The 20,786-nt window shown below is 64.2% G+C and carries 21 protein-coding genes and 1 pseudogene; 5 read left to right on the top strand and 17 right to left on the bottom strand.

All coding sequences use genetic code 11. The features are described from left to right. Positions 1-2: 2 nt before the first annotated feature. From GP2_RS15305 to GP2_RS15255, 11 genes are all read right to left on the bottom strand, one after another. On the bottom strand, positions 3-1,493 hold the full coding sequence (locus tag GP2_RS15305; protein WP_006901438.1) for an SCO6880 family protein: 1,491 nt from the start codon (positions 1,491-1,493) through the stop codon (positions 3-5). Beyond that, a complete protein-coding gene (locus GP2_RS15300; protein WP_006901437.1) occupies positions 1,490-3,031 on the bottom strand; it encodes a hypothetical protein in 1,542 nt (513 codons plus the stop codon). Before GP2_RS15300 ends, GP2_RS15305 begins: the two co-directional genes overlap by 4 nt. Beyond that, complete coding sequence (locus GP2_RS15295; RefSeq protein WP_255218640.1) at positions 3,010-3,807, bottom strand: DUF8175 domain-containg protein; 798 nt, start codon at positions 3,805-3,807, stop codon at positions 3,010-3,012. Before GP2_RS15295 ends, GP2_RS15300 begins: the two co-directional genes overlap by 22 nt. A gap of 82 nt (positions 3,808-3,889) precedes the next feature. Further along, the gene (locus tag GP2_RS15290) at positions 3,890-4,471 is read right to left on the bottom strand and encodes a DUF8175 domain-containg protein (RefSeq protein ID WP_506256200.1); all 582 of its coding nucleotides are present in this window, start codon (positions 4,469-4,471) and stop codon (positions 3,890-3,892) included. Between the two features lie 26 nt (positions 4,472-4,497). Then, on the bottom strand, positions 4,498-4,755 hold the full coding sequence (locus GP2_RS15285) for a hypothetical protein (RefSeq protein WP_040527190.1): 258 nt from the start codon (positions 4,753-4,755) through the stop codon (positions 4,498-4,500). A 15-nt stretch (positions 4,756-4,770) separates the two neighbouring features. Next, positions 4,771-5,058: a hypothetical protein gene (locus GP2_RS15280; RefSeq protein WP_006901434.1), complete on the bottom strand. Its 288-nt coding sequence runs from the start codon at positions 5,056-5,058 to the stop codon at positions 4,771-4,773. 18 nt (positions 5,059-5,076) lie between these two features. Next, positions 5,077-5,652 carry a DUF6668 family protein gene (locus GP2_RS15275; protein WP_006901433.1) on the bottom strand — a complete coding sequence of 192 codons (576 nt, stop codon included), beginning with the start codon at positions 5,650-5,652 and terminating at the stop codon, positions 5,077-5,079. Further along, positions 5,649-6,446: a hypothetical protein gene (locus tag GP2_RS15270; protein WP_051997238.1), complete on the bottom strand. Its 798-nt coding sequence runs from the start codon at positions 6,444-6,446 to the stop codon at positions 5,649-5,651. Before GP2_RS15270 ends, GP2_RS15275 begins: the two co-directional genes overlap by 4 nt. A gap of 39 nt (positions 6,447-6,485) precedes the next feature. Then, positions 6,486-7,718, bottom strand: a complete 1,233-nt coding sequence (locus tag GP2_RS15265) for a hypothetical protein (protein ID WP_006901431.1) — start codon at positions 7,716-7,718, stop codon at positions 6,486-6,488. Between the two features lie 54 nt (positions 7,719-7,772). Beyond that, on the bottom strand, positions 7,773-8,291 hold the full coding sequence (locus GP2_RS22230) for a DUF8176 domain-containing protein (RefSeq protein WP_255218637.1): 519 nt from the start codon (positions 8,289-8,291) through the stop codon (positions 7,773-7,775). Between the two features lie 422 nt (positions 8,292-8,713). Next, on the bottom strand, positions 8,714-10,315 hold the full coding sequence (locus tag GP2_RS15255) for a cutinase family protein (protein ID WP_255218636.1): 1,602 nt from the start codon (positions 10,313-10,315) through the stop codon (positions 8,714-8,716). A gap of 983 nt (positions 10,316-11,298) precedes the next feature. Between GP2_RS15255 and GP2_RS15250 the strand changes: the two genes are divergently transcribed. Together GP2_RS15250 and GP2_RS21295 are read left to right on the top strand one after the other, a co-directional pair. Continuing rightward, a complete protein-coding gene (locus GP2_RS15250; protein ID WP_006901427.1) occupies positions 11,299-11,778 on the top strand; it encodes a helix-turn-helix domain-containing protein in 480 nt (159 codons plus the stop codon). A gap of 104 nt (positions 11,779-11,882) precedes the next feature. Beyond that, on the top strand, positions 11,883-12,116 hold the full coding sequence (locus GP2_RS21295) for a hypothetical protein (protein ID WP_006901426.1): 234 nt from the start codon (positions 11,883-11,885) through the stop codon (positions 12,114-12,116). Positions 12,117-12,463: 347 nt separating this feature from the next. Here GP2_RS21295 and GP2_RS21670 read toward each other — a convergent pair whose 3' ends face one another. From GP2_RS21670 to GP2_RS15235, 3 genes are all read right to left on the bottom strand, one after another. After that, positions 12,464-12,643 carry a hypothetical protein gene (locus GP2_RS21670; RefSeq protein WP_040527187.1) on the bottom strand — a complete coding sequence of 60 codons (180 nt, stop codon included), beginning with the start codon at positions 12,641-12,643 and terminating at the stop codon, positions 12,464-12,466. A gap of 1,529 nt (positions 12,644-14,172) precedes the next feature. After that, the gene (locus tag GP2_RS15240) at positions 14,173-15,225 is read right to left on the bottom strand and encodes a GAF domain-containing protein (RefSeq protein WP_006901424.1); all 1,053 of its coding nucleotides are present in this window, start codon (positions 15,223-15,225) and stop codon (positions 14,173-14,175) included. Then, entirely contained in the window at positions 15,225-16,613 is a 1,389-nt protein-coding gene (locus GP2_RS15235; RefSeq protein ID WP_006901423.1) for a cytochrome P450, read from the bottom strand. Before GP2_RS15235 ends, GP2_RS15240 begins: the two co-directional genes overlap by 1 nt. A 600-nt stretch (positions 16,614-17,213) precedes the next feature. Here GP2_RS15235 and GP2_RS15230 point away from each other — a divergent pair. From GP2_RS15230 to GP2_RS21280, 3 genes are all read left to right on the top strand, one after another. After that, on the top strand, positions 17,214-17,819 hold the full coding sequence (locus GP2_RS15230; protein WP_006901422.1) for a ParA family protein: 606 nt from the start codon (positions 17,214-17,216) through the stop codon (positions 17,817-17,819). Beyond that, on the top strand, positions 17,816-18,079 hold the full coding sequence (locus GP2_RS15225; protein WP_006901421.1) for a plasmid partition protein ParG: 264 nt from the start codon (positions 17,816-17,818) through the stop codon (positions 18,077-18,079). The genes GP2_RS15230 and GP2_RS15225 overlap by 4 nt, the downstream gene beginning before the upstream one ends. An 802-nt stretch (positions 18,080-18,881) precedes the next feature. Continuing rightward, entirely contained in the window at positions 18,882-19,073 is a 192-nt protein-coding gene (locus GP2_RS21280) for a hypothetical protein (RefSeq protein WP_006901419.1), read from the top strand. A 555-nt stretch (positions 19,074-19,628) separates the two neighbouring features. Here GP2_RS21280 and GP2_RS15215 read toward each other — a convergent pair. From GP2_RS15215 to GP2_RS15205, 3 genes and pseudogenes are all read right to left on the bottom strand, one after another. After that, positions 19,629-19,844, bottom strand: coding sequence for a helix-turn-helix domain-containing protein (locus tag GP2_RS15215; protein ID WP_006901417.1), 216 nt, complete (start codon positions 19,842-19,844; stop codon positions 19,629-19,631). Between the two features lie 45 nt (positions 19,845-19,889). Next, positions 19,890-20,336: pseudogene (locus GP2_RS15210) on the bottom strand (IS256 family transposase); the annotation flags it as partial. A 30-nt stretch (positions 20,337-20,366) separates the two neighbouring features. Continuing rightward, positions 20,367-20,738: an integrase core domain-containing protein gene (locus GP2_RS15205; RefSeq protein ID WP_006901415.1), complete on the bottom strand. Its 372-nt coding sequence runs from the start codon at positions 20,736-20,738 to the stop codon at positions 20,367-20,369. Positions 20,739-20,786 lie beyond the last annotated feature (48 nt).

Genomic DNA, 20,786 nt, shown 5'->3' with positions numbered 1-20,786 from the left:
TTTCAGGTGGTGAGGCGCTTGTTGACCGTCGCGTACTCGGGCAGCAAGATCCCCAGCCCGAGCGACCCGGCGAAGGCCGAGTCCTGTCCGCCGTACACGCGTTGCACCCCGATACGGGCGGCTGCGGACATGCCCTCGATTTCTGCGGTCATCTGGGGCAGATCGGCATCGTGTGGTGCGGTCAGAGTGACCAGGACACCGAAGCGGGTCAGACCTGCACCACGGGCTTGCTCCTCGCGGGCGGCACGGGTGTTGTCCACACGGATCGAGGCCGCCGCCGAGCCGATACCGGTCTTCGCCTGCTCAGCCGACAACGCATCCTTGAAGTCGCCGTCGACGAGCTTGACCGCCTCGGCGATGTTGTGGATTCGGTAGATGATCGCTACCCGTTTGCGTGGCAGATCGAAGCGGGGAACCAGCAGTGGGCGAAGTGCATCGTGGGTGACGGTGCCTGCCGGGGCGGCGGCCATTTCCCAGGTGATCGAGCGGAATCCATTGTGCACGTAGTAGTCCCACTGGGCCTTGGCGCCCGCGCAGCCGGTCTGGTCCCACCGCAGTTCGTTCTGCTCGCCCCGGCTCAGCAGCACTTCGAGTTCGCGATCGAGCTCGGGACGGTACGCGCGGGTCGCCACTGCGCACAGCTCCCCCGCCGTCATCGGTGCAGCATCCAAGCCTGCCGCAGCAGCGTTGGAGATGATCGTCGACAGTAGGCGACCAATCGCGGCACCCTGGTCGGCCACCTCACGGCTGGCTGCCTCGCGCTGGCGACGGAAGGTGATCGAGATGCGCAACTCGCTGCGTACGGTCGCTGATGCCCGATGCAGAGCGGTCTGTGCCATCACCTCGCGGGCGTAGGCGGGAGCGGCTGGAGAGGTGATCGCCCGGACCTCTGATGCGATACGGGTGCCGTTGTCAGGCACGGTTTCGACGACCACCGTCGCGCCGGCCACGTTGTGGGTAGTGCCTAGGCTTGCGAGGAAGTCATCCCAGCCCTGCACCCACTCGTTGATCTGCCACTGTTCGACGAGTTCCTGACCTTGGGGCTGGCTGGACAGGACCACGGTGTAGTGGTCCTTGGCCCTGGCGTGGATCAGTCCGAACCGCTTTCCCGAGCTCAACTCGTACTCGTAGAGTCGGGTATCGCCCTGGATGCCAGGCATCTGAGAACGGCCCGGCACCACCCCGAACACGCCGCCCCGGAATGTGTTCTCTCCCTTACTTTGTGCCCGCCAAAACGCTAGACGCACAATCATCAGCTCCCATCCAGTACGGCCTCGGCGCTGCATCAGCATCGGCACCAGCAGTGCTATGCCGAGGCCGAGGATTGCGCCGGTTGACAACAACGAGCGGAAAATCATGAACTGGAGCACGCCTACGATGAGGACAGCGCCAGCAAAAATGGTTGCGCCCCAGGTCATGCCGAAGAGGCCGGTAGAGCGGGGCTTTTCCCAGCGGCCGTACAAGAGGACGGCGTTGCTGCGCGGAGTGCTCACCTGTAGCTGCCCTCCTGTGCCGATGACGAGGACTCGTAGCCGTCGTCGAACAACATCTCCGAGGCCGACATGACGGCATTGCTTGCCATCGCGGCATCTCCCATTGAGGGGCCTCCGGTGCCGGAGCTGCCGTTGCCGCTTCCGGCGCTGTTCCCACCGAGTTGGTCTGTGGAGTTACCACCACCGGGCGGCGGCGGTGCCGGCGAACCGCCGCCGGTGCCACCACCAGTGCCACCGCGCCCAGGAGGCATGCCTCCCCCGCCGGTGCCACCGCTGAGCCCGCCGCCGCCACCACCACCAGGAGGTGGTGCGCCGCCGGTGCCACCGCTGAGCCCGCCGCCGGCGCTCGGTCCCGCGGCAGCCCCGCTTGTCGCGCCCGCAGATGCCGCGGTCGATGCCCCGCCGGCGGCGGCCGAGGCTCCGCCGGTCGCGACCATCGTTCCGGCGGCGGCAACGACGCCCGCGGTCATCATTCCGGCCTGCAAACCCGACCCGCCCGACATTGCTGCGCCACCGGAGACAAGTCGCATGAGGATCGGCAGAACCAAAGCACTCAGGGCGAGCAAGATCAGGCCCATCAATGCCATCTGTGCGTCTTTGAGAGATTTCACGTCGTGCCCGGCCATTCGGAAGGCCACCCAGTACACGATCGCGGCCACCGGCTTCCAGAGCAGAAGCGCAACAGTCCATTTGATCAACTTGGTGAAGGCATCTTTGCCTACTGCCGTGCCTCCGAATGATCCCACCAGCGGGATCACGGCGACTATGACAGCCAGCATTGCCTGGCGGCCGATCAGGAGGACGGCCTGCAGCAGGCCGCCGAGGATTCCGCAGATCGCGACGACAAACACCAGACCTGACCCGAGTCCGAGCAGGTTGGCCGTGGCCAGGTTGGCGATGAGCTGTTCGCTGTTCTCTGTCCCCTGGTTGAGCATCCAGTCGGACAGAGAGTCGCTGGCTGCGGTGCAGACGGTGAGCACGCCGCCAAACATCCAGGCCCCGAACACGGTCTTGGCCAAGCTTGTGAATGATTCTTCCGCTTCGTTCATCACTGCCTGGCGGCGCGCACGGATCAGCTTGTAGGAGCCGATCAGGATCGACAGCGCTAGTCCGTAGACCTGCAACTTGACGGTTGCTTGCTGAACGTCGGTGATCACCGAGTCGTTGGCGTAGTCGGGGGTAGGGATTTTGACGAACCACGCCAAGGCCAGTTGGATCATCCTCACCCAGCCTTGTGCCATCGACTTAGCGATCGCCTTGAAGCCGTCACCGGCGGCATCCTTGAGAGCTCCAGATGCCCCCTTCGCGAGGGTGCAACCCAGAATGCTGGTCACCAGCGCTATGGGGTTTTTCGCGCACTCTTTGGCGTTGTCGACAACGCTCGGTGCCGCTGCCGCCGCCGGAATCGTCTGCGGGACAGAGCTGGCGTCGTGGAACCCGATGGGTACCCGCAGGAGGAGGACCGCGGCCAGCACGAACGCGATGAGAAGACGCCGCGGCCACGCAGTGCCAGAACTCAGAACCATGTCGTCGCCCACCGAGGGTCGTCGAGGTATTCCTCGAAGTCGCGGAGTTCAGAGGACACGACCGCCTCGGTCAGCTTCACTTTCCAGCGCCCGTTCTCCCAGATCGCCGGAATCGCCCCACCGTGGTACACAGTGCCGTTGGTGGTTGGGAACTCTTCCGGGGCGGGGAACGGGCCGAACATCCAGCGCACGGACGCAGAGTCCTCGGTGTAGCGATCCTCAAGGATTTGCACCGCCGCCGGAACCGTCTGGTACTGAGCTTCACTCGGTGCGTTGAGGACGATGTTCTTCAACTCGGCAGAACCGATGACCGAGCTATCGAGCACCGCTTGACGCACCTCGCGCGGGCCGTAGGTGATGCGCATGAGGATCTGCAAGGTGGCCAGAGCTGCACCCTGAGGCGTGCGGCTGAACCCTGACGGCACACCCTCGGCACTGATTGTGGTGGGACCATCGCTGGTGCTGAACGGCATCGGCACCCCGTAGACTTTCTGCCATTCCAGTCCCTGAGGCGCGGAGATCGGCTGTGTCAGCCGAGGCGATGATGTCCTGACGGTCTGCTCCAGGACGTGACCGTTGGGGTCGGCCGGCACCCGCATACCGCGACCGATGACGTCGACGTCGCTGCCCGTGTACGGCCCACCGTCGGGCAGTGGTTCTGACGGTTCCTGTGAAACCGGCGGCGGTACAGCCACCCTCGGTTGGCTGTTGTCCTCGTCGTCGCTGAGTAGAGCCACTCCGGCGATGCTGGTGACCACAACGATAACGACGACGGATGTCGCCCACACGCGAGGACGCTTCCACCAGGCGCGTCTGGTGGGGGTCTCGGATTCGGTCAAGCCTGGTAGCGCCATTGCACAGTTCTCCCTGCTAGTTGGATTCGGGAAGGTGAATCATGCTGGCCGGCGGAGCATCGAGCGCCTGGACACGGTTGGTGGTGTTGTCCACTGGGGGAAGCTCCAGCAACCAGTCACCGCTGACCACCCACTTCACCGTCGTGGTGGTCTTGGTCAGTGAGTCGTCGGACTGGCGATCGACGATCCCGATGGTCGCCTTATCTGGGGTGAAGGACTCAACGGTGTACCCGATGACTCTGGGTGCCTTGTCTTTCGGTACCGGCTGAGTGATGGAGATTTGAACACGGTTGACAGACCACTGATCTCGTGCTTCCGACGGAGCGACCAGAGTGCCGACCACCCTCGGCCACGTGTTGTCGTCGGCCACCGACATGCGGATGGTCGCCGAGATCGCGGCCAGCGCCGCACCGGCACCCGTGCGGGCGTATCCGGTGGGGACTGACTGGTAGCGGTTGTTGCGCGGACCTTCATCGGCGGCGGGGACTTTCACCCCCGCGAATGAGGTCCACACGACATTGGTCGGTGGAGCTGTCGGTGCCGCTGTCGTCGACGATGCCGACGGAGAGGATTCCCCGCCACACCCGCTAAGGACGATCAGGCCGATCAGCGTAGCGATCGTGGTCAGAATGTAAGTAGTGCTCCGGCGATGCCTGACGCCGAGCTGGCCACGATCAGTCCGATGACCACTCCCAGAGGAGTGTCGGGTGGGTCGGAGGCGGGGTGATCCTGCACGTGCCCCATCTGGCCGGCGATCCAGAGCAGTCGCGCCACGGCGGCCAGACAGATCAGCCACATAATCCAGCCCAGAAGAAGATTGAGTGGCTCGGTGACTTCTTTGGGGAGGTCGCTGCCCGCTGCCAGCGAGTGCAGCACGTGCATGTGTGGTTCCTTTCATTAGCCGGTCAGGCCTCCGACGAGACCGCCGGCGACGGCGATGATGACGCAGCCGATGCAGGTCTTGGCGACCTTGGTGGCCGCCTCGCTGTCGGCGGTGCCCTGGTGCTTGTCGAAGCCGAACTTGCCGCCCGCGATCAGCAAGGCGGCCACCGCCGCCAGGCACGCACCCCAGCCCACCCACGACACGAGAGTCATGAACTTCTCCGAGCCGGGAGGTGCAGTGGGGTTGACCTGGAAATCGACAGCCAACAGCTGTGCTTCGGTGATGAGAGAACGGGTTGTCATGATGTTTCCCCTCGGTGTTTAGGCGACCGTCACAGACGGGTCGCTGCGTTCGACAGCACGGTCGGCTGCCAAGTCCTCACAGATTTGATGTCCCACTGCCGCAATGGGACTCGGCACCGTCGCGATCACGCCGTCTGCGGTGCGTTGCGTGGTCTTGACTCCATCGGCAGGCCGCCACGTCGGCAGTTGTCGATGCAGCAGCGGGATCAACGATTTGACCCACGGGATTCGGTAGGAATGCGGCGCGAGCTCCGACACCGTCCCCGCGTAGCGCACCACGTCCTTGCTCGGGCGTCCTGGATGGGCGGCAACGGTGATCAATCCGCACACGGTGACACCCGTCGGTGCGGACTCGTCCAGCGCCGCACGCAGAACGTCGGCGGCCGCGGAGATCCCGCTCATGTGTTCGCGGGCCACGATGAGCACGCGCCGGGTGGTCAACGGCGAGGTGGGCCACCGTCGCCCGGCATCGGCCGCTGGCGCCCACATCCGGGCGAGGGTGGTGGTACCGGCTCCGCCGTGTGCACCCATGAGTGCGAACAACGGCGGAAATTCCCCAGTGATCGGCAACGGCTCGGTACGGACCTCAATCACTGCGACACCACCGAACGCCGGCCATCGGTCGTCCGGGAACTGGTGTGCGCGGCCAGCTCCGAAACGGCGTCCCAGGTGCGTTGTGCCAACGCCTCCTGCCGATCCAGATCGAGGTGCGTGCCTTCGCCCAGCACCGGGTCGTAATCCAGCGCCACCACGCCGGCGACCTGACCTGCAACCGCGTTCTGCAGGAGTTCGGTCAGGGCGAGGTAATTCAAAGTGGGCACCTGGCACGCTATGACCAGCACCGTGTCGGCTAGCAGCCCCATCGAGTCCCAACAGTCGAACACTTCCCTGGACCGGTTGAGCAGGTCCGGTCGGGGACTGACCACGAGAACCGGTGTCACAGCCTCTGGCAGCGGTTCATGGTGCAGGGCTTGGGCCATGCTGAAGGCGCGCGCCCCGGCATCGACCACCGGGACCCCGTACCCGGTGGTCGACACATTCTCGAGCACCGTGCCAAGGGCGGTGCCCTCGTCAGGTGCCCACAGCGTGCCTCCCCGAGGGGACTGCCACTGGCGGCGTTCGGGAACAGCATCCACGCCGAAACGGCGCGGTATGTCGGTGTCGTTGCCCGACAGGTCGACCCACCACGACCGGTCTCCCAGATCCGCGGCCCGGTAGTCGGCGAGGAGCGCCGAGAGCACCGAGGTGCCCACTCCCCCGCTGGTACCGCACACCAGCACCGGGCGCTCACGCACCGGGATCTGCTGGTCCGCGCTGGGGTGGTTGGGGACCTCGATCAAGGACCGAGACCCGGTTTCGGTCAACCATGACGATGCCGATTCGTTCATCTGCGTGTGCTCCTGTTCGGTCGATGCCGCGCGGGCGCCTTATCGGCGTGGGGCGGGCTTCTTCTGCTGCGGCCACTCCACGTGCAAACCGGGGATGGCCTTGTTCAGATCGCTGACCGCCTGCTTGGTCGCCTCGTGCACCTGCTTTTCCACCTGCGGTGCAAGCGCACCCAGTGCGGCGTACGGTGCGCGCGCCTGTTCCCCCGACCAACCCGCGCGCAGCGTCTGGCCGCCGACCGTGGCCGAAGCGTTGACGTCCCCGCCAGCGGTGACCGTGTAGTCCACGGCGGGCAAGCCGACCTTGGCGGCCTCGTCGGCAGAGAGGTTCAACTCGAACTGGTTGGCACCGGGATTGGCTGGTGCCTCGGGCGTGCGGGGAGCTTGCGGGCGGTCGGGCTGCCCCGGAAGGTGCGGATTTGCGCCGGGATCGCCCGCGCCGAGGGTGTGGGCGATGATTCCGCCAGCCAGACCCCCTGCTGCGCCGCCCGCGAGTGCGGCCGGGATGCCGAGGACCGCAGCACCGGCAGCTGCCCCGATCGCTGCGCCTCCGGCAACGTTAACGGGGTTGCCTGCCGAGATCGCGCCGCCGATAACGCCGCCGATCACCGCGCCTCCGAGGCCGCCGACGACGGCGGCGGGGATGCCAGCTGCGGCTGCGCCTGTCACTCCGCCTGCCGCGACACCGATCACGGTGGCAGCTGCCTGCCGTGATGCTTCGTCCTCAGGGACCCCCACCGAGATCAGGCCCTGAGCGATCTTCGCTTCGGTGTAGGCCGCCCACTCGTTGATCGACGTGACATCGCGGCGCGACATGCCCTTCGGAATGTCGGTGATGTAGTTGCCGATTCGGATCTTCTCCGGCGGCGGTGCGATGGGCCGGACCGGAGCCGTCGGCCGGGGCGGTCCGATCGGTGCCGTGGGAACCGGGCTGTAGTTGTCGTCGTACTGCGGGGTTACCAGCGGCTGATATGGGGCTTCCTGCGGTGGCGCAGGCAGCGTGCGCGCTCCCGGAGAGTAGTCGACCGGCGGTGGCGTGGGTGCGGGCGTTGGGGTGGTTCCGCCCTGCTCAGGGACGGCGGGGGCGGTCGTTCCGCCCTGCTCAGGTGCCTCGGGAGCGCTCGGCGAAGTGCCGCCCTGCTCGGGGACGGCCAACGCCGGTCCAGCGCCGAGTCCGGAGGCCAGAGCGCCGGCGACGACCGCAGCGGCCAGCATCCGGTGGTGAGGCATCATCTGGTGCCGTTGGTGGTGGCGGTGTTTCGCGGTCATGTTCATACCGGGTCCTTTCGGGTTGATCCCTCAGCAGCTCAGCGTGTTTCGCTGAGCGCTTCAGGGGGTGTCCTTCTTGATGGAGGCAATCCAGGTCTTGCCGTCGGCCTGGACCGTCTGAATCAGCTGCGGGTAGACGATCGGCTGTTCACCCGGCCGGGTCTCGGTCAGCTGCACCGCGTAGAGGCCATTGCCACGGTCGGTGATGCGCAGGCAGTGACTGGTATCGGCGGGCAACGCGTCGATGCTGGCTTGCAGATCCTTGGCGCTCCCGACGCCGCTCGGGGTGGCAACGGTGCGTGCCCGCTCTCCCGACCGATCGACGTAATAGGCGTAATCGAAGGCCTTGATCACCCCCGGTCCCGACTCCTGATCGCCTGAGTCGTTTCCGGTGGTCACCGGGCCGTCAACGCTTTCGGGGCAGTCGTCTGCGACTGCGGTCGCCCCAGGGGTGTTGGCGAGGACTTCTACCGGGTCCTGCGGGGCAGAATCCTCACTCGCCCCGCCGAACAGCATCCCCGCTGCTAGCGTCGCCGCGACGATCACAACAGCCGCTGCCGCCAATCCGGCCACCAGCATGCGACCAGTGGGACGCTTTCCCTGCTGATCAGGTTGCCGGCCAGCGTGATCCGAACCCCGGCTCGCTTTCCTTCGGGGGGGTGCGGCTGCGACAACAGGGTCCTCATCGACGTCCAGGAGCTGCTCTGCCCCAGCGGACACAGCAAGTTCTTCTTCCTCTAGATGCGCCGGTGGCTCGAGGTCGGGTGCGTCCTCAGCGAGTGCAAGCCAGCCCCACTCGTCTCCAAGAACGGGGTCATCTTGCTGGTCATTGCCAGGGGCAGCGACTTTTCCCGCTGTCCGTAGGTCATCGGCCAGGTGCTGTGCGGGAGTGCCGCCGGCATAGGCCCACGCCGCGACTGTGTCGAACCATTTCGACTCAGAATTGTTGGTTGTCAACAAAATTCTCCTCTCCCCCTTTCGGGAAGAAGCCGGTTCATTGGTCACTCGGCGGCGGGAACGGGTTCAGAGGATGCGGCAGGATCATCGGTCGACTCGGGAGTCGAGGACGGATCGTTGGCCGGGGCGTCTGCACCGGGCTCGGGTGCGGTCTCCGACGACTCGGTGGAGGCTGCACTTTCGGCAGGCGCCGTGGTCGAGGTGCCGGGAAGTGTCGGCACGACGGCCGGGGACGGGGCACTCTGTGTATCCGGGGAGAACAGGGTGTCGCCGGTAGAACCGGGCGACAGCGTCTTTCCTGAGATGTCGGCGGCGAGTGCCGCGAACCAGGCGGCGGTGTAGGCAGCTGCCGACATTCCCGCCGACGTCGAGGCTCGCGACCCGTAGCTGGTGTGCTGTTGGGCTGTCTGCCAGTAGCGGACCAGATTCGATACATCGAGTAGCTCGGAGTTATCGGCGACGTTCTCCTTGACGGCTTGGAACGCTTCGCCTGCCCAGCGGTTTACCGTCGCCGGTGGAACCAGCTTGATCGTGGCGTCGATGGCTTTTGCTCCGAGCATCGCCAGTGCGGCTGGCGGATTTGCAAGGCCTGTCGTTGCCAACGCGGTGATGGTGGCCGGGTCCAGCACGTCCTTGGCCACGGTGATCGCCGCGTTGAGTCCGATCGTGCCGACCTTCACTAGTGCGCTCAGAGCGTCGTTGATCGAGGGCATCGGGGTCCTCGGATCAGAAGCGACCGCCAAACGCTGGGAGATCGACTGTCCGGGCTGGTAGGACAGCTCTTCCAAGCTCTCGCCCTGGACGTCTTCATTGATGACCGGTACTACAGTCTTGACTGTGGTCAGTGCCAGAGCTTCGGCCAATGACGTGAGAGTCTGAACCGGATCGTCCTGGTCGAGCTTGCTCTGTCCCGCGATGTTGGTCACCAGATGAACGACCGGGGCGTCTGCCGGGGCGTCACACGCCAAATCGCCGGTTTGGCAATGAGATGCGACCCGTCCGGTCAACGCTCCGTAGTCGCTGATCGTGTCTGCGGTTGGGCCGATGCCACCGCCGGCTGGCATCTGCTGGTCCAGCGGGGGTACCGACATCAGCGACTCACCCGATGTACCTGGAGCCGGATCAGGGCGGGTTGCGCCGTCGCGGCCAGGAAACAACGGAGACCCAGCAGGTCGGGTGGGATCGCCGAACAGCGACACCCCTGCAACCCGGTCCGCAGGGACAGGGCCGCGCCCCTGGCCGATGTCGCGGGCGACGCGGCCCGCAGCGAATGCGCCCTGCGAGTAGCCGGTCAACGCGAACTGTGTGTCTTCGCAGCGATCCGCGATCTGCTTGATCATCGACGTAGTGCGAGTGACTGCGTGCGAGACGGACTTGTCGAAGGTCATCGACGAATTGCCGACCGCGCCACCAAACCCGGCCGGGTAGGGAACGTATGCGCGCTGCACCAGGGAGCCGGCCATCGTCATCAGCGGTTTCATCACTGACGACAGGAACCCGGAATCGGTGGTCGGATTGGCGTCGGCCGTTGACTGGCCCGTGCCCTGAACTCCCAGGACGTACAGACTCGGGCAGGTCCCCGCCGCTTCGGCAGGGGCTTGCGCGGTAATCAATCCTCCGACCGTCAGCGACACCGCCAGGCCCACGGCGGAACCGCGCCGCACCCACGCCCGACTCACTGGGCCAGACTTTCTGCGACCTTGCGGGGAACGAGCGGATGTCCCAGGTTGCAATGGGGTATTCCAAGCGCCGTCACCATCGGTAGGCCAGTCACACACAAGTAGCCTGATGGACGGCATGGGCACTGATAAGTTGCTGTGCCGCTAACAATTTCGTTGACGGAGATAGCACCCCCATACGGTGGGAGCGCAGTCTGTCGCTGCGGAGAAGTGAAGCCGTACACGAGTCCTCGCTCTTGGGTAGAGAGACTCGATCCGGTTACGGCACACGAACGATCCAGGCAGCGGATAGCCGCTACCCATACACCTCGCGTAGCATGCGAAATGTCGGACTCGTGGTCGTACCGCATCGAGTCGGGCAATGAACTAGGAGTCCTCGTGGGCGGGATGAGGCGAGACGGCCAAATCTAGGCCTCACCTCGCTCACGGGGCTCCTACAGACGTTGTGCTGGTGCTACTCCTCCCCTGCTCTGACGACACCACGACGGCAAACCTTCGAGGCTGCCGGCCATCTGGTGCGGAGCTGCCACAGACCGCCCAGATGAACGCTTGGAATGGTGTGAACGGCAGGAGCGAGTGCCAAAAACTGCGCCCCCAGGAAAAACAACGCCTCGTACCCTTTCTCGTCGCGGACCAATGCGGGAGCAGGGCTACCGACGTCGAAGCGTCGCGTGCCCCCGCTTGTGTCGCGACCGGACTCGGGTTTCCAGAGTCCGGGAACATCCACCCCGGTGCCGAGGTGCGCGTTGTGGAGCTGATGGTAGCACCGGCCCCCACATTCGCAATCCTGTGTTTCCACACGCTGCGATCGTAGGTCAGCGACCCGCGTTGTGCAATTATTGGGCGCATGTTTTGGGTTCGAAACGCTTGGGCGCGCCGTGTGTAGGCAGGAAGATTGCGGTGCTGCTCCGCAATCTCGGGGCAACGATCCGACTGAGAGAGGTGCCCACATGCCCCGCGCCGGTGTGCACGGCTTCTCGGCGGCAGCTCTTCGCCGGACCATGTCTCGCGCCGGCATCTCGACCGATGAGCTGGCAGAACTGATTGGTGTTGCCCGGCAGACGGTCTCCGCCTGGCTCAACAACGTCACCGTCCCGAGTCCTGGATCACTGGCGAAGGTTGCTGACGTACTTGAGGTCGAAGTCGCGGAGTTCACGCCGTCTGCTGCGAAAGACCCATCGCTAGTGGACCTTCGCGTCCGAGCTGGACTGTCGCAGACGGCTGCCGCGGAGGCGATGGGGGTGTCGCGCACAGTCTTAGGGGTCGTCGAGCGTGGCCAGCGTAAAGAACTGCCGGCCACGCTCGCTGACGCGATGGCCTCGACGTATGGGGTCAAGCCGGGGGAGGTGGATGCGGCGTGGGAAGTCACTCTCGAGGCACGTAGACAGCTCCTGGAGGCCCGAGCGGCGGCACGCCGTAGGCGCAACTGACCGGCGCAATTTTTCGTCTACATTGGCAAGTATGATCAGAAACAGATCCACGCTCCTCGGCGTGTCTGCACGCCTAGCGGTTTCTGGTACGGATAATCGGCAGCATGAGTGAATCCTCAGCATCTCCGCGGCGCCGCCCCGGTCGTCCGTCGAAGGGTCCGCGGGAGGTCGTGAAAGCGCTGGTGCCCGCGCCGTTGAAGGCGGCCGCTGCCGAACGCGCGGGTGCACAAGGGCTCAACCTCAATGACTACATCCAGCAGCTCATCGCTCGCGACGTCGCAGCGGGAGCAGGAGAACAACTAGCGATCTCGGAGGTCCAACTCAAGCAAGCAGGCTGAGAAGAGCTACTCAGACAACTTCAAACGAGGAGAACTTTCCCTAGATAGACGAAAACTCCCTAGCTGCCACACCAGGGAGTTCGTCCTAGAGGCCAAGCGCCAACTTGGCTGAGGGTCAACCCGGGAGGAAATTCTCCACCCAAATTGAAAGGGTCAGTCTTTTGCGGGACTGCACTCAGGATAGCGCGTACCCACGGTACGCGGCTAGCTCTGACATAAGCGTGTCGGCCGATGCGTCCTCTGATGAGACGCGCTGGGCCGAGTTATTCAGGATCTTGCTTGATCCAGGGACGACCGCGTACGCGCTCGCCCCCACTGATCGCGCAAACGCGCCGGTCAAGGTCAATTCAGGCGATGCTGTAGGCCTCATGACAGAGGCCGAACGAGCAGGTGCCGGCCAAGCTGTCTGGGCTGTCGTCGCGCCGCTGAGGGCTGACCTCTTGGTCCTCGACATCGACGAATGCGCCGACGAGGTCTGGCCGACGATCCGTGATGCCGCGGCCGACGTCGGAGCTGGCATTGTTCATTGCGCGACGTCAGGCCGCCCGAACTGCCTGCATGCGGCGCTCACCGTTCCAACTCCCCACGCCTATGCCCGGCTGGAGGAGGTCTTCGCCGACCTCCGAGAGCGCCACGCCCCCTACTTACCTGCTGGCGCAGCAATCGACGTCCGTGGACGTAAACCGATACGCCTGCCAGGCAGTGCTTCACTCAAAGGACACGGCCACTGCACCGTCGTTGACGAGTACACCCTCGCCCCCATCACGGCTATTGAAGCGGTCAAGCGAGCGGTAGATGCCGCCGCCGACGACATCCCCCAGCCCGCAACGCCTGGTGGTACTGCCGAGGCGACGTCAGTGCTCCTCCCCTCCGATGACCACTCGGAGAGCCACGGCCTGCAATGGGAATCACCTCGAGCATGGCGGGCTAGGCAACGAATGTCGCCCGACGAATGGCGGAAGCTCAACTCGACCAATCCCGCAGATCGCTCGATGGCCGCCACTGAAGCAGCGTGGCTCCTCTGGCGACACGGTGTGCGCTCCTTTGCAGCGGCCCGCTGGTGGTACGAACGCCTACCCGCATTTGCCAAGTTCCGGGACAGGGACGTCGATGCCCACCGCAAAGCGGGCCGACGCGGCCCTATCAGGTGGGAGGCTTGTCAGCAGCACTGGCAATCAATTGTGCGGCGCGCCCGCGCACATCGGCCGGCGATCCCTGCGCCGGACCAGGCCGTTATCGACGCGGCCCTAGAAGAGATCAGCTGGTGGCCAGAAGCTGACCTCGCGGCCGCCGCTGCGGTTATCGTCCACCAGCGTTACCGAGACGGGCACGGCATCACCGCTCGCCCAGTTGCACGGCGCGACTTGTCGACCTGGCTGCATCTATCGGATGGGACAGCGGCGAGGACCCTCCAGGAGCTTGTTCGCCGCGGCCTGCTCGTCCTCGTTGAGCGGTGGCCAGGGGGCAACCCCCGGCATGCGAACCTCTACGACCTCTCAGTGCCAAGTCGTATTTACCGGGGGAAGGTGGCCCATGACGTCACAAGCCCCCGGGTCCGGCCCACCCTCACCCACCCCCTATGGGCACAGCTGGGCCACACCTGTCGGCGTGTGTGGGCAGCCCTGCACACCCTCCCCTCCCCCACGACCTCCCGCATTGCGACGCTGCTCGGGCTACCCACCGGGGATCAGACCTACGGCGTGCTCCGATCCCTTCATCACCTGGGTGAGCTCGGCCTCGTCCAGCGCACAGGTCGCGGAAGAGGGACGCGGTGGGTACTAGGCGCTACGACCCCCGATGACGCCGCCGCCACTTGCGGCGCTCTCGACCGCGCACGGCAGATCAGCGCGCGAGTCGTAGCGGAGCGCCGCTGCTGGCACGCTGAGTCTCGCTCGGAACAAGACCGGAGCAGACGAGGACTGGAAGTGCTGCGGAGGCGCCTCACGCACGCTGACGCGCTCCCTGGCATGGTGCACGCATTCCCAGCGCGTACAGAGTCGTCATCACAGCGACGATCGGGTAGCCGGTACCGGCGAACAGTGCGTGACGGCCCTGGTTAGTCTTCCAGCGGAACGAAGCGGCCGATGTGGAGAAGGCTGCCGACCGCGCCTGGATAGCGGCGGATGTGGAAGCGGACGCGAACCCAGTTGCCATCAGGTCCGAGCAACTCGACGACCATGGGGATCTCGAGGTCGTCTTGACCTGCTTCGAGGATCTTCTTGGCACGGGCGAACTCATCGAAGGACTCCGGGTTGATGAGGTTGCCGGGAAGCGGTGTGTCGGGATGCTGCGTCAGGTAGTGCTCAGTGGCGGATTCCGCGATGTAGTTCGGTCGGGGCGAGACCCAGTAGATCAGAGCTGGGATTTCAGGTTCGCCAGGCACACGGCGGTACGCCACCAACACTGTTCCTGGGGCACTGCCAGTTTCGCCACGCTGCTCATCGCCGCTAGGGAGCTTCAGCGCAGTTAGAGGCGCAATTTGTGGTGGTTCGGTATCTGTCACGTCATGGAACAACCCACGCACCTCGGAGCCATCCGAGCCGGCGTTGCTCCGGGCCAGGCCGCGCCACGCCATCAAGTGGGTGTCGTCGTGCAGCACAGTGAGCCGGCCGGAAAAATGTGTACGAGTTCCGTCGTTGAGGCACAGTTCAGCCAGCTCATTGAGAGCGTCGAACTGAGCGACTTTACGGAGGAACTGTCCCGGATCGCGATCCTGCCCGAACCCCTCTGGGCTGATAGACGACATCATGTAGGACTCAAGGGTGTGCCGGGCCACTAGGGACTGCACATCCCAGTTCACTGACGCAATGGCACGTTCGGGAGTCAGTGCCGCATCAGGCTTGCCTACCCAGGTTTTGATCCCATAGACCTCGCCCTCGTATCCGAGCACCGGCCGCATCACGACCCGCCGAGGACCAAGCCGTCCGTGCTCGACTCGGTCTAACCCCTCACGCGAGGTACGGACCTCAGCGATGAGGTCTTCGATCATGTCCAGACCGTCGCTGCGCGTCAGCGTGCGGACCGAGGTCCAGTCTCGGGGCTCCCCCTCCTTGAAGACGATGGATGCGCTCGGCGCAGGCGCCAACGTCTCGATGAGATACCAGGTCATTACGCCCTCCCCCGCGGAGTTGCCACGATCCTGAACGGTTCGGGCCGTAACGTTGCCCGCTCGCGCAGGCGTAGCTCGAAGGGCTTATTGACAGTCAGTCTGAACTGTGAGAGTACTGATCCGATCAGCAGGGTTGTCTCATGGATCGCGAACTGGCGGCCAATACACGATCTCGGGCCGGTTCCCCACGGCGCGAAGAACTCTGGTGAACTGGCAGTCAACCTCGTGTTTAAGAACCGATCAGCGCGAAACTCTCCGGCGTCCGATCCCCACGCTGCTGGGTCGCGCTGTGCGGCGAGGCTGAGGACGAACACCGCTCTGCCGGCCGGCACCAGGTAGCCGCCGAGCTCTTGGTCAGAGCGAGCGATACGGAAGAACCCCGGTGCAGGAGGGTACAGCCTCAGACACTCGTTTATCAGAGCCCGGATTCGGCGCAGTCGTACAACTTCGTCGTAGTCCAGCACCCTGTTCCCGCTCAGTTCCTCGGCGACGATCAGATCGCCGATACGCGGATCGGTGGCCAGGTGGTACAGGGCAACCTCGAGGAGGGCAGCCGTTGTTTCATGGCCGGCGGCGAGGAAGGTCAGCACCTGGTCTCGCACATTGTCGACGGGCAGCAACTGCCCTGTCTCCGGGTCCCGCGTGGTCAGCATGAGCCCGAGGAGGTCATTGTTCTGAGCAGAACCGTCCTTCTGTCGACGCTCGATGATGCTGTCTACGAACCCGCGCACGTAGTTGACGTCGCGGCGAATGCCCGGCGCTGCGAACGCGGCGCGGAGCGGACCGACAATCGGCAGATCGTTGGTCGACTCGCTTGCCCACGCCAGGACTCGGCTCAACGCTGCAACGAACTCGTCGGTCCCTTCTGGCGCGGCCTCATGGTCACCGAGCAAACCCATCGGGGTCGAGAAGCCTGCCCGCCCTATGATTTCCAGCGTTGCGGCAGTCATATCGCCATGTACGTCGACGTCCGGGTTCTTTTCCCATTTGATCGCCAGATCATCCGCCACGGTCTGCATGGCGCGGTGGTACGAGCGCATAGAGGCCTGGGAGAAACCGGGAGTCAGAATCCGTCGAGCTTGCCCCCATAGAGGATCGCTGGTTCGTGCAGTGAAGAGCCCAGAGGTGACGATCTCGCGGAGCTTCGCTAGAGGACCGACCAGCACCCGGCCCCATGCCTGCTCGTTCAGGGTCTCCTTGGCAAGCTCTGCTCCCCCCACAACGACTAGCCGATCTCTGAGTAGCAACCGCTGGAAGATAGGCCCCAGCTCTCGCGCAAGTTGAGCCTCATGCTGTGTCGGCCTGCGCCGATCGACAGACCTCACGTCCCCCAAGAGCGGCACCCGTCCCGAGGGATGAGGCAGCTCACTCAGTGTCTTCGCGTGCATTGGGCCGAGTCTTCCATGCGACGCGGAGGTGATCGAGATCAAGATCAAGATCTTCTGCGCCCGGCAGTTGCAACTGGGACTGCGCAACCAGCATGCCGTCAGTACAGCATGCCAGCCAGCTGTCAATGCAGCCTGACGGCACGACGCGTAGCTGTAAAGGCGGCACAGCTCAACACGGCACTATGGCAACGCGGCACTACAGCAGTACAGCAACGCGGCACTACAGCAGTACAGCAACGCGGCACTACAGCAGTACAGCAACGCGGCAGTACAGCAGTACAGCAACGCGGCAGTACAGCAGTACAGCAGTACAGCGACATGGCAGTACAGCAATACGGCGCGTCGTCTTGAAACGGGGCGGTAGCGAGGCATAACCTCAGTTCAGCTAGGTGATTTCCGGGGAGTGCGGTAGTACAGCCGCCCAGTTAAGCCAGCTAGCCAGCTAGCCAGCTAGCTGGCAATACGGCAATTCGGCGGGTTGATTCGGCTAGACCGTCTCGGAGCAAGAGGTTCTGTATGCGTGACGCAGCCCACAGGGCTGGCTGTCACTACAGCAATACAGCAATACAGCAATACAGCAGCGAGAAAGGGAGATGTCACATGATCGTGTCGGTGGTGAACACGAAGGGGGGAGTGTCGAAGACGACGACGAGTGTCTTCCTGGCGTCCGAACTCGCGCGGCGGGAACCCGACCGCCAGATTGTGCTCGCTGACTTGGACAAGCAGGGATCGGCGACGGAGTGGGCGGACCGCGCCCACGACAACGGAGACCCCTTTCCGTTCAAGGTCATCGTCAGCAATGTGAAGCGTCTACCGCGCATTGCTCAGGAGATGGGTCCGGAGGCGGCCCTGTTTATCGACACGCCGCCTGGAGACAGTGCCGTGATCCAGGCCGCGATTGAGATGTCGGATTTTGTCATCGTCCCGACTCAGGCAGCCGGGCTCGACCTCAGCCGTGTGTGGGAAACGCTGCCGGTGATCACCACGCAGATGTACGCAGTTCTCATCACATCCGCGCGCCTGGGTACCAAATTGTTGACAGACACGATCGCGACCTTGGAAGAGCAGGGAATCTCTCGGTTCGACACGATCGTGCCCCTTCGGGAGCACATTCGCACTGCATACGGCCTCCGTCCGCCGCACGACGTGGCTTATAGCGACGTTCTGACCGAAATGCTTGAGGCACTGAAAGAGGAAGTGGAATGAGCATCAAGAAGCCCAACCCCAAGGCCAACCTGGTGCCACGTCAGCCAGCGGCCTCCGAATCGGCATCGTCGATGTCGCCCCGGAAGATTCCCGTTTCAGCCACTTTTCAGAGTCCGACCTCAGCTCGAACGAAGCTCACGCATCGGCTTGACCCGGATCTACATCTCAGGTTCAAGCTCGCGACCACGGCGGCCGGCACCACGATGGACGCCGTCCTCGAGGAGCTCATCGCGGACTGGGTTCGCCAGAACGAGCACTGACATTCCGTACAAGGAAGCGGCCCTGGTGGTGATTGCAGCACCACCAGGGCCTCGTAGCGAGTCCGACGTTCCTGATGTGCCCAGTGAAGGCCATCCCGATCTCGTTGATGTGCGCTGAGCCGTTCCCCCTAGGTGCGTGCACGCATCACATATGCAGGTGAGATGCACGGCACGAAAGCTGTATTGCTGTATTGCTGTATTGCCGCTAATGGGTGAGTCTCCGCTGCGCTGCGCTGCCGCCCTCCCGTCCTGGTCGGTTGTCACGTCGGCGATTCGGCGGGGGAGGGGGCTCCTGGAGGCGCCTGCTGAATTTGATCCAGAACCACAAACCCATGTTCGCACATTAGTTCGATCGTGCGTTATGCTGAGCGGTGGATGGGGTGTGTGGACGAACGGGAAGCGTTCCGCGCATCCCATCCATATTTCGTAGAGCGAACCGCCGGCGGATCGGCGTGAGGCATCGAGGTCGAGCATGTGGGAGTCGTGGCCCGATCAACGGACCCTACGGCTGTTCACCCCGCCACGGCCTGTCGTCGTGGACATGGTGCGGCTCGACCCCAACTGCGGACGCCCGTACTCGGCAGCGCCTGAAGGGGTCTCCTTGCGGGTGAGAGCATCCGGTGCCCGTATCGAGCCAACCATGCCGGCGCGACAGCTCGCCTGGCTCCAACTGTCCAATGGGCTGTGGCGCGCAATCTGCGAACTCACGGTCAGTAGCGCCAACCGGGTCTCCTCGATGACGCTGACTCTGTGGGTGCCGCCGGAAGCCATTCGCGTCCAGGAGAAGGAGGACAACACGTGAGTGACACCGACACCGGGGGGAGTGGTCAGCCGTGTCTCTCCATCACGTGCCCGCACCCGACTCGCTGATCTGACCCTGATCGTGCGACCTCCAGGCAACCCCGCCGCGACACGAGCATTCACTGCTGCCGAACTCGCCGAGGCCGAGTCCTATGCCAAGGAATCCGGCGGGGAGGTCGAGCACCTGTCCTGAGCGGTATCCAGGTCAGGGGATAGGGGACAAGGTGCCAGCATCCGTTCCTTTGCCAGGGCCGGCGGCTTGACGGCGGTTGAGTGAAATCTCCCTCTGGCCGACCGAGCATCGCACAATTTCCCCGCGATCGCGGATTGAGATCTGACAAGTCCAGCCGTCACCGACCTCGAGAGGGTTGCTAGACATGAACCCGTCAACGTCGGACATGTAGGTGTCGGCGGCCCGCTTAGCGGCCCCACAATCAACGCCGGGAGTCAACGCCACAATGTCCAGGATGCCGTCCGGTCCCCAGGCCACCCCGCAGCTACGATCGCCGATCCATGCCGGCGGCGGGGGAGTGACGATAGTGGTGGGAGCCGGGGCCGGCGACGAACTGGAGGCACTCGATGCAGTGTCCTCACTGTCGCTACAGCCAACTGTGATTAGCGCGATGGCGACCAGGCCGCCACCGAGCTGGGCTCGCCAGCGCAAGGAGCCTATTGCGGGCACTGTCATCTTTGATTGGCCTTCCTTCTCGTCGCCCCCGACGTCTCCGTCGATCCGGAAGCTACTCAATTAATGGTCGGCAGAGGTGGTCCACGGACCGTCGAGGTATCCGGCGTCACGCAGTGCCGCCTCCAGGACCGACTGATAGGTACATCCGATTACCGTCGCGATGCCTTCCAACGTCGCACGGGCCGGCAGCCCGCGCACCCCGTGCGTGCGCCACAGGTTCAGGTTCTGCCGAGAAATCCCGATGCGTCGCGCCAACTCGGCATCGCTGACGGTCAAGTCCCAGGTAGTGGTGTAACTCGTTTCTGATCCTTCGTCGGGCTTTCAGGCAGGCAGTTCGATCAGCGGGTCGGTAGTGGCCTCCGGTGTTGTGGTGGTGTCGGTGGTCGGGGTCAGTCGACATCGGTTGAGGACCTCGAGGCCGAGGTATCGGCGGCCTTCGGCCCACTCGTCGGTCTGCTCGGCCAGGACCGCGCCGATGAGTCGGATGATGGCGTCACGGTTGGGGAAGATACCCACAACGTCAGTGCGGCGGCGGATCTCGCGGTTGAGTCGTTCGGTGGGGTTGTTGGACCAGATCTGTCGCCACACGTCATCGGGGAAGCCTGTGAAGGCCAACAGGTCCTCTCGAGCGTCACCGAGATGGTCAGCAACCTTGGGGAGTCTGCCTTCGGTGTATTCCAGGAGTCGGTCGAACTGCTCGTGCACGGCGGTGGCGGTGGGCTGGTCATAAACGCTGTGCAGCATCGCTTTGACCGCCGGCCACATGGATGAATCGCCCCGGGTTTGCTGGAGGCTCGGTTAGTTGGTTCCAGCGTTTGCGGGGACCGGGTTCTCACGGTAGCTGGTGACGGTGTGGGTCGACCAGTAGGCGCTCTCGTACTCGACGGGTGGGACGTGTCCGATCTCGCCGTGCAGGCGGCGGTGGTTGAACCATTCGACGTACTCAGCGACGGCGATCTCGACCTCGCCCACACCTGCCCAGCCGCCTCGCGGGCGCATCACGGGGTTACGGATGCATTCGGCTTTGAACAGCGAGTTGAACGCCTCAGCCATCGCGTTGTCGTATGAATCCCCTTTGGAGCCAACAGATGTCACCGCTTCGGCTTCGGCCAGTCGTTCGGTGTAGCGGATGGCTCGGTATTGACCGGGCTCAACCAGTCGATGCAACACCGGCTATTGTTGGAGCAACAATAGCTGCTCGTTGAAGGCCTCAGCGGG

The organism is Gordonia paraffinivorans NBRC 108238 (assembly GCF_000344155.1).
GTDB lineage: Bacteria > Actinomycetota > Actinomycetes > Mycobacteriales > Mycobacteriaceae > Gordonia > Gordonia paraffinivorans.
The sequence above is the reverse complement of the archived record's forward strand: the minus strand, read 5'-3'. Positions and strand labels throughout refer to the sequence as shown.

Bases quoted from the DNA above. Each gene is read 5' to 3' on its own strand.
- GP2_RS15285 (WP_040527190.1), bottom strand. From the start codon at position 4,755: ATGCACGTGCTGCACTCGCTGGCAGCGGGCAGCGACCTCCCCAAAGAA.
- GP2_RS15280 (WP_006901434.1), bottom strand. From the start codon at position 5,058: ATGACAACCCGTTCTCTCATCACCGAAGCACAGCTGTTGGCTGTCGAT.
- GP2_RS15270 (WP_051997238.1), bottom strand. From the start codon at position 6,446: ATGAACGAATCGGCATCGTCATGGTTGACCGAAACCGGGTCTCGGTCC.
- GP2_RS15265 (WP_006901431.1), bottom strand. From the start codon at position 7,718: ATGAACATGACCGCGAAACACCGCCACCACCAACGGCACCAGATGATG.
- GP2_RS22230 (WP_255218637.1), bottom strand. From the start codon at position 8,291: ATGCTGGTGGCCGGATTGGCGGCAGCGGCTGTTGTGATCGTCGCGGCG.
- GP2_RS15250 (WP_006901427.1), top strand. From the start codon at position 11,299: ATGCCCCGCGCCGGTGTGCACGGCTTCTCGGCGGCAGCTCTTCGCCGG.
- GP2_RS21295 (WP_006901426.1), top strand. From the start codon at position 11,883: ATGAGTGAATCCTCAGCATCTCCGCGGCGCCGCCCCGGTCGTCCGTCG.
- GP2_RS21670 (WP_040527187.1), bottom strand. From the start codon at position 12,643: ATGAACAATGCCAGCTCCGACGTCGGCCGCGGCATCACGGATCGTCGG.
- GP2_RS15240 (WP_006901424.1), bottom strand. From the start codon at position 15,225: ATGACCTGGTATCTCATCGAGACGTTGGCGCCTGCGCCGAGCGCATCC.
- GP2_RS15235 (WP_006901423.1), bottom strand. From the start codon at position 16,613: ATGCACGCGAAGACACTGAGTGAGCTGCCTCATCCCTCGGGACGGGTG.
- GP2_RS15230 (WP_006901422.1), top strand. From the start codon at position 17,214: ATGATCGTGTCGGTGGTGAACACGAAGGGGGGAGTGTCGAAGACGACG.
- GP2_RS15225 (WP_006901421.1), top strand. From the start codon at position 17,816: ATGAGCATCAAGAAGCCCAACCCCAAGGCCAACCTGGTGCCACGTCAG.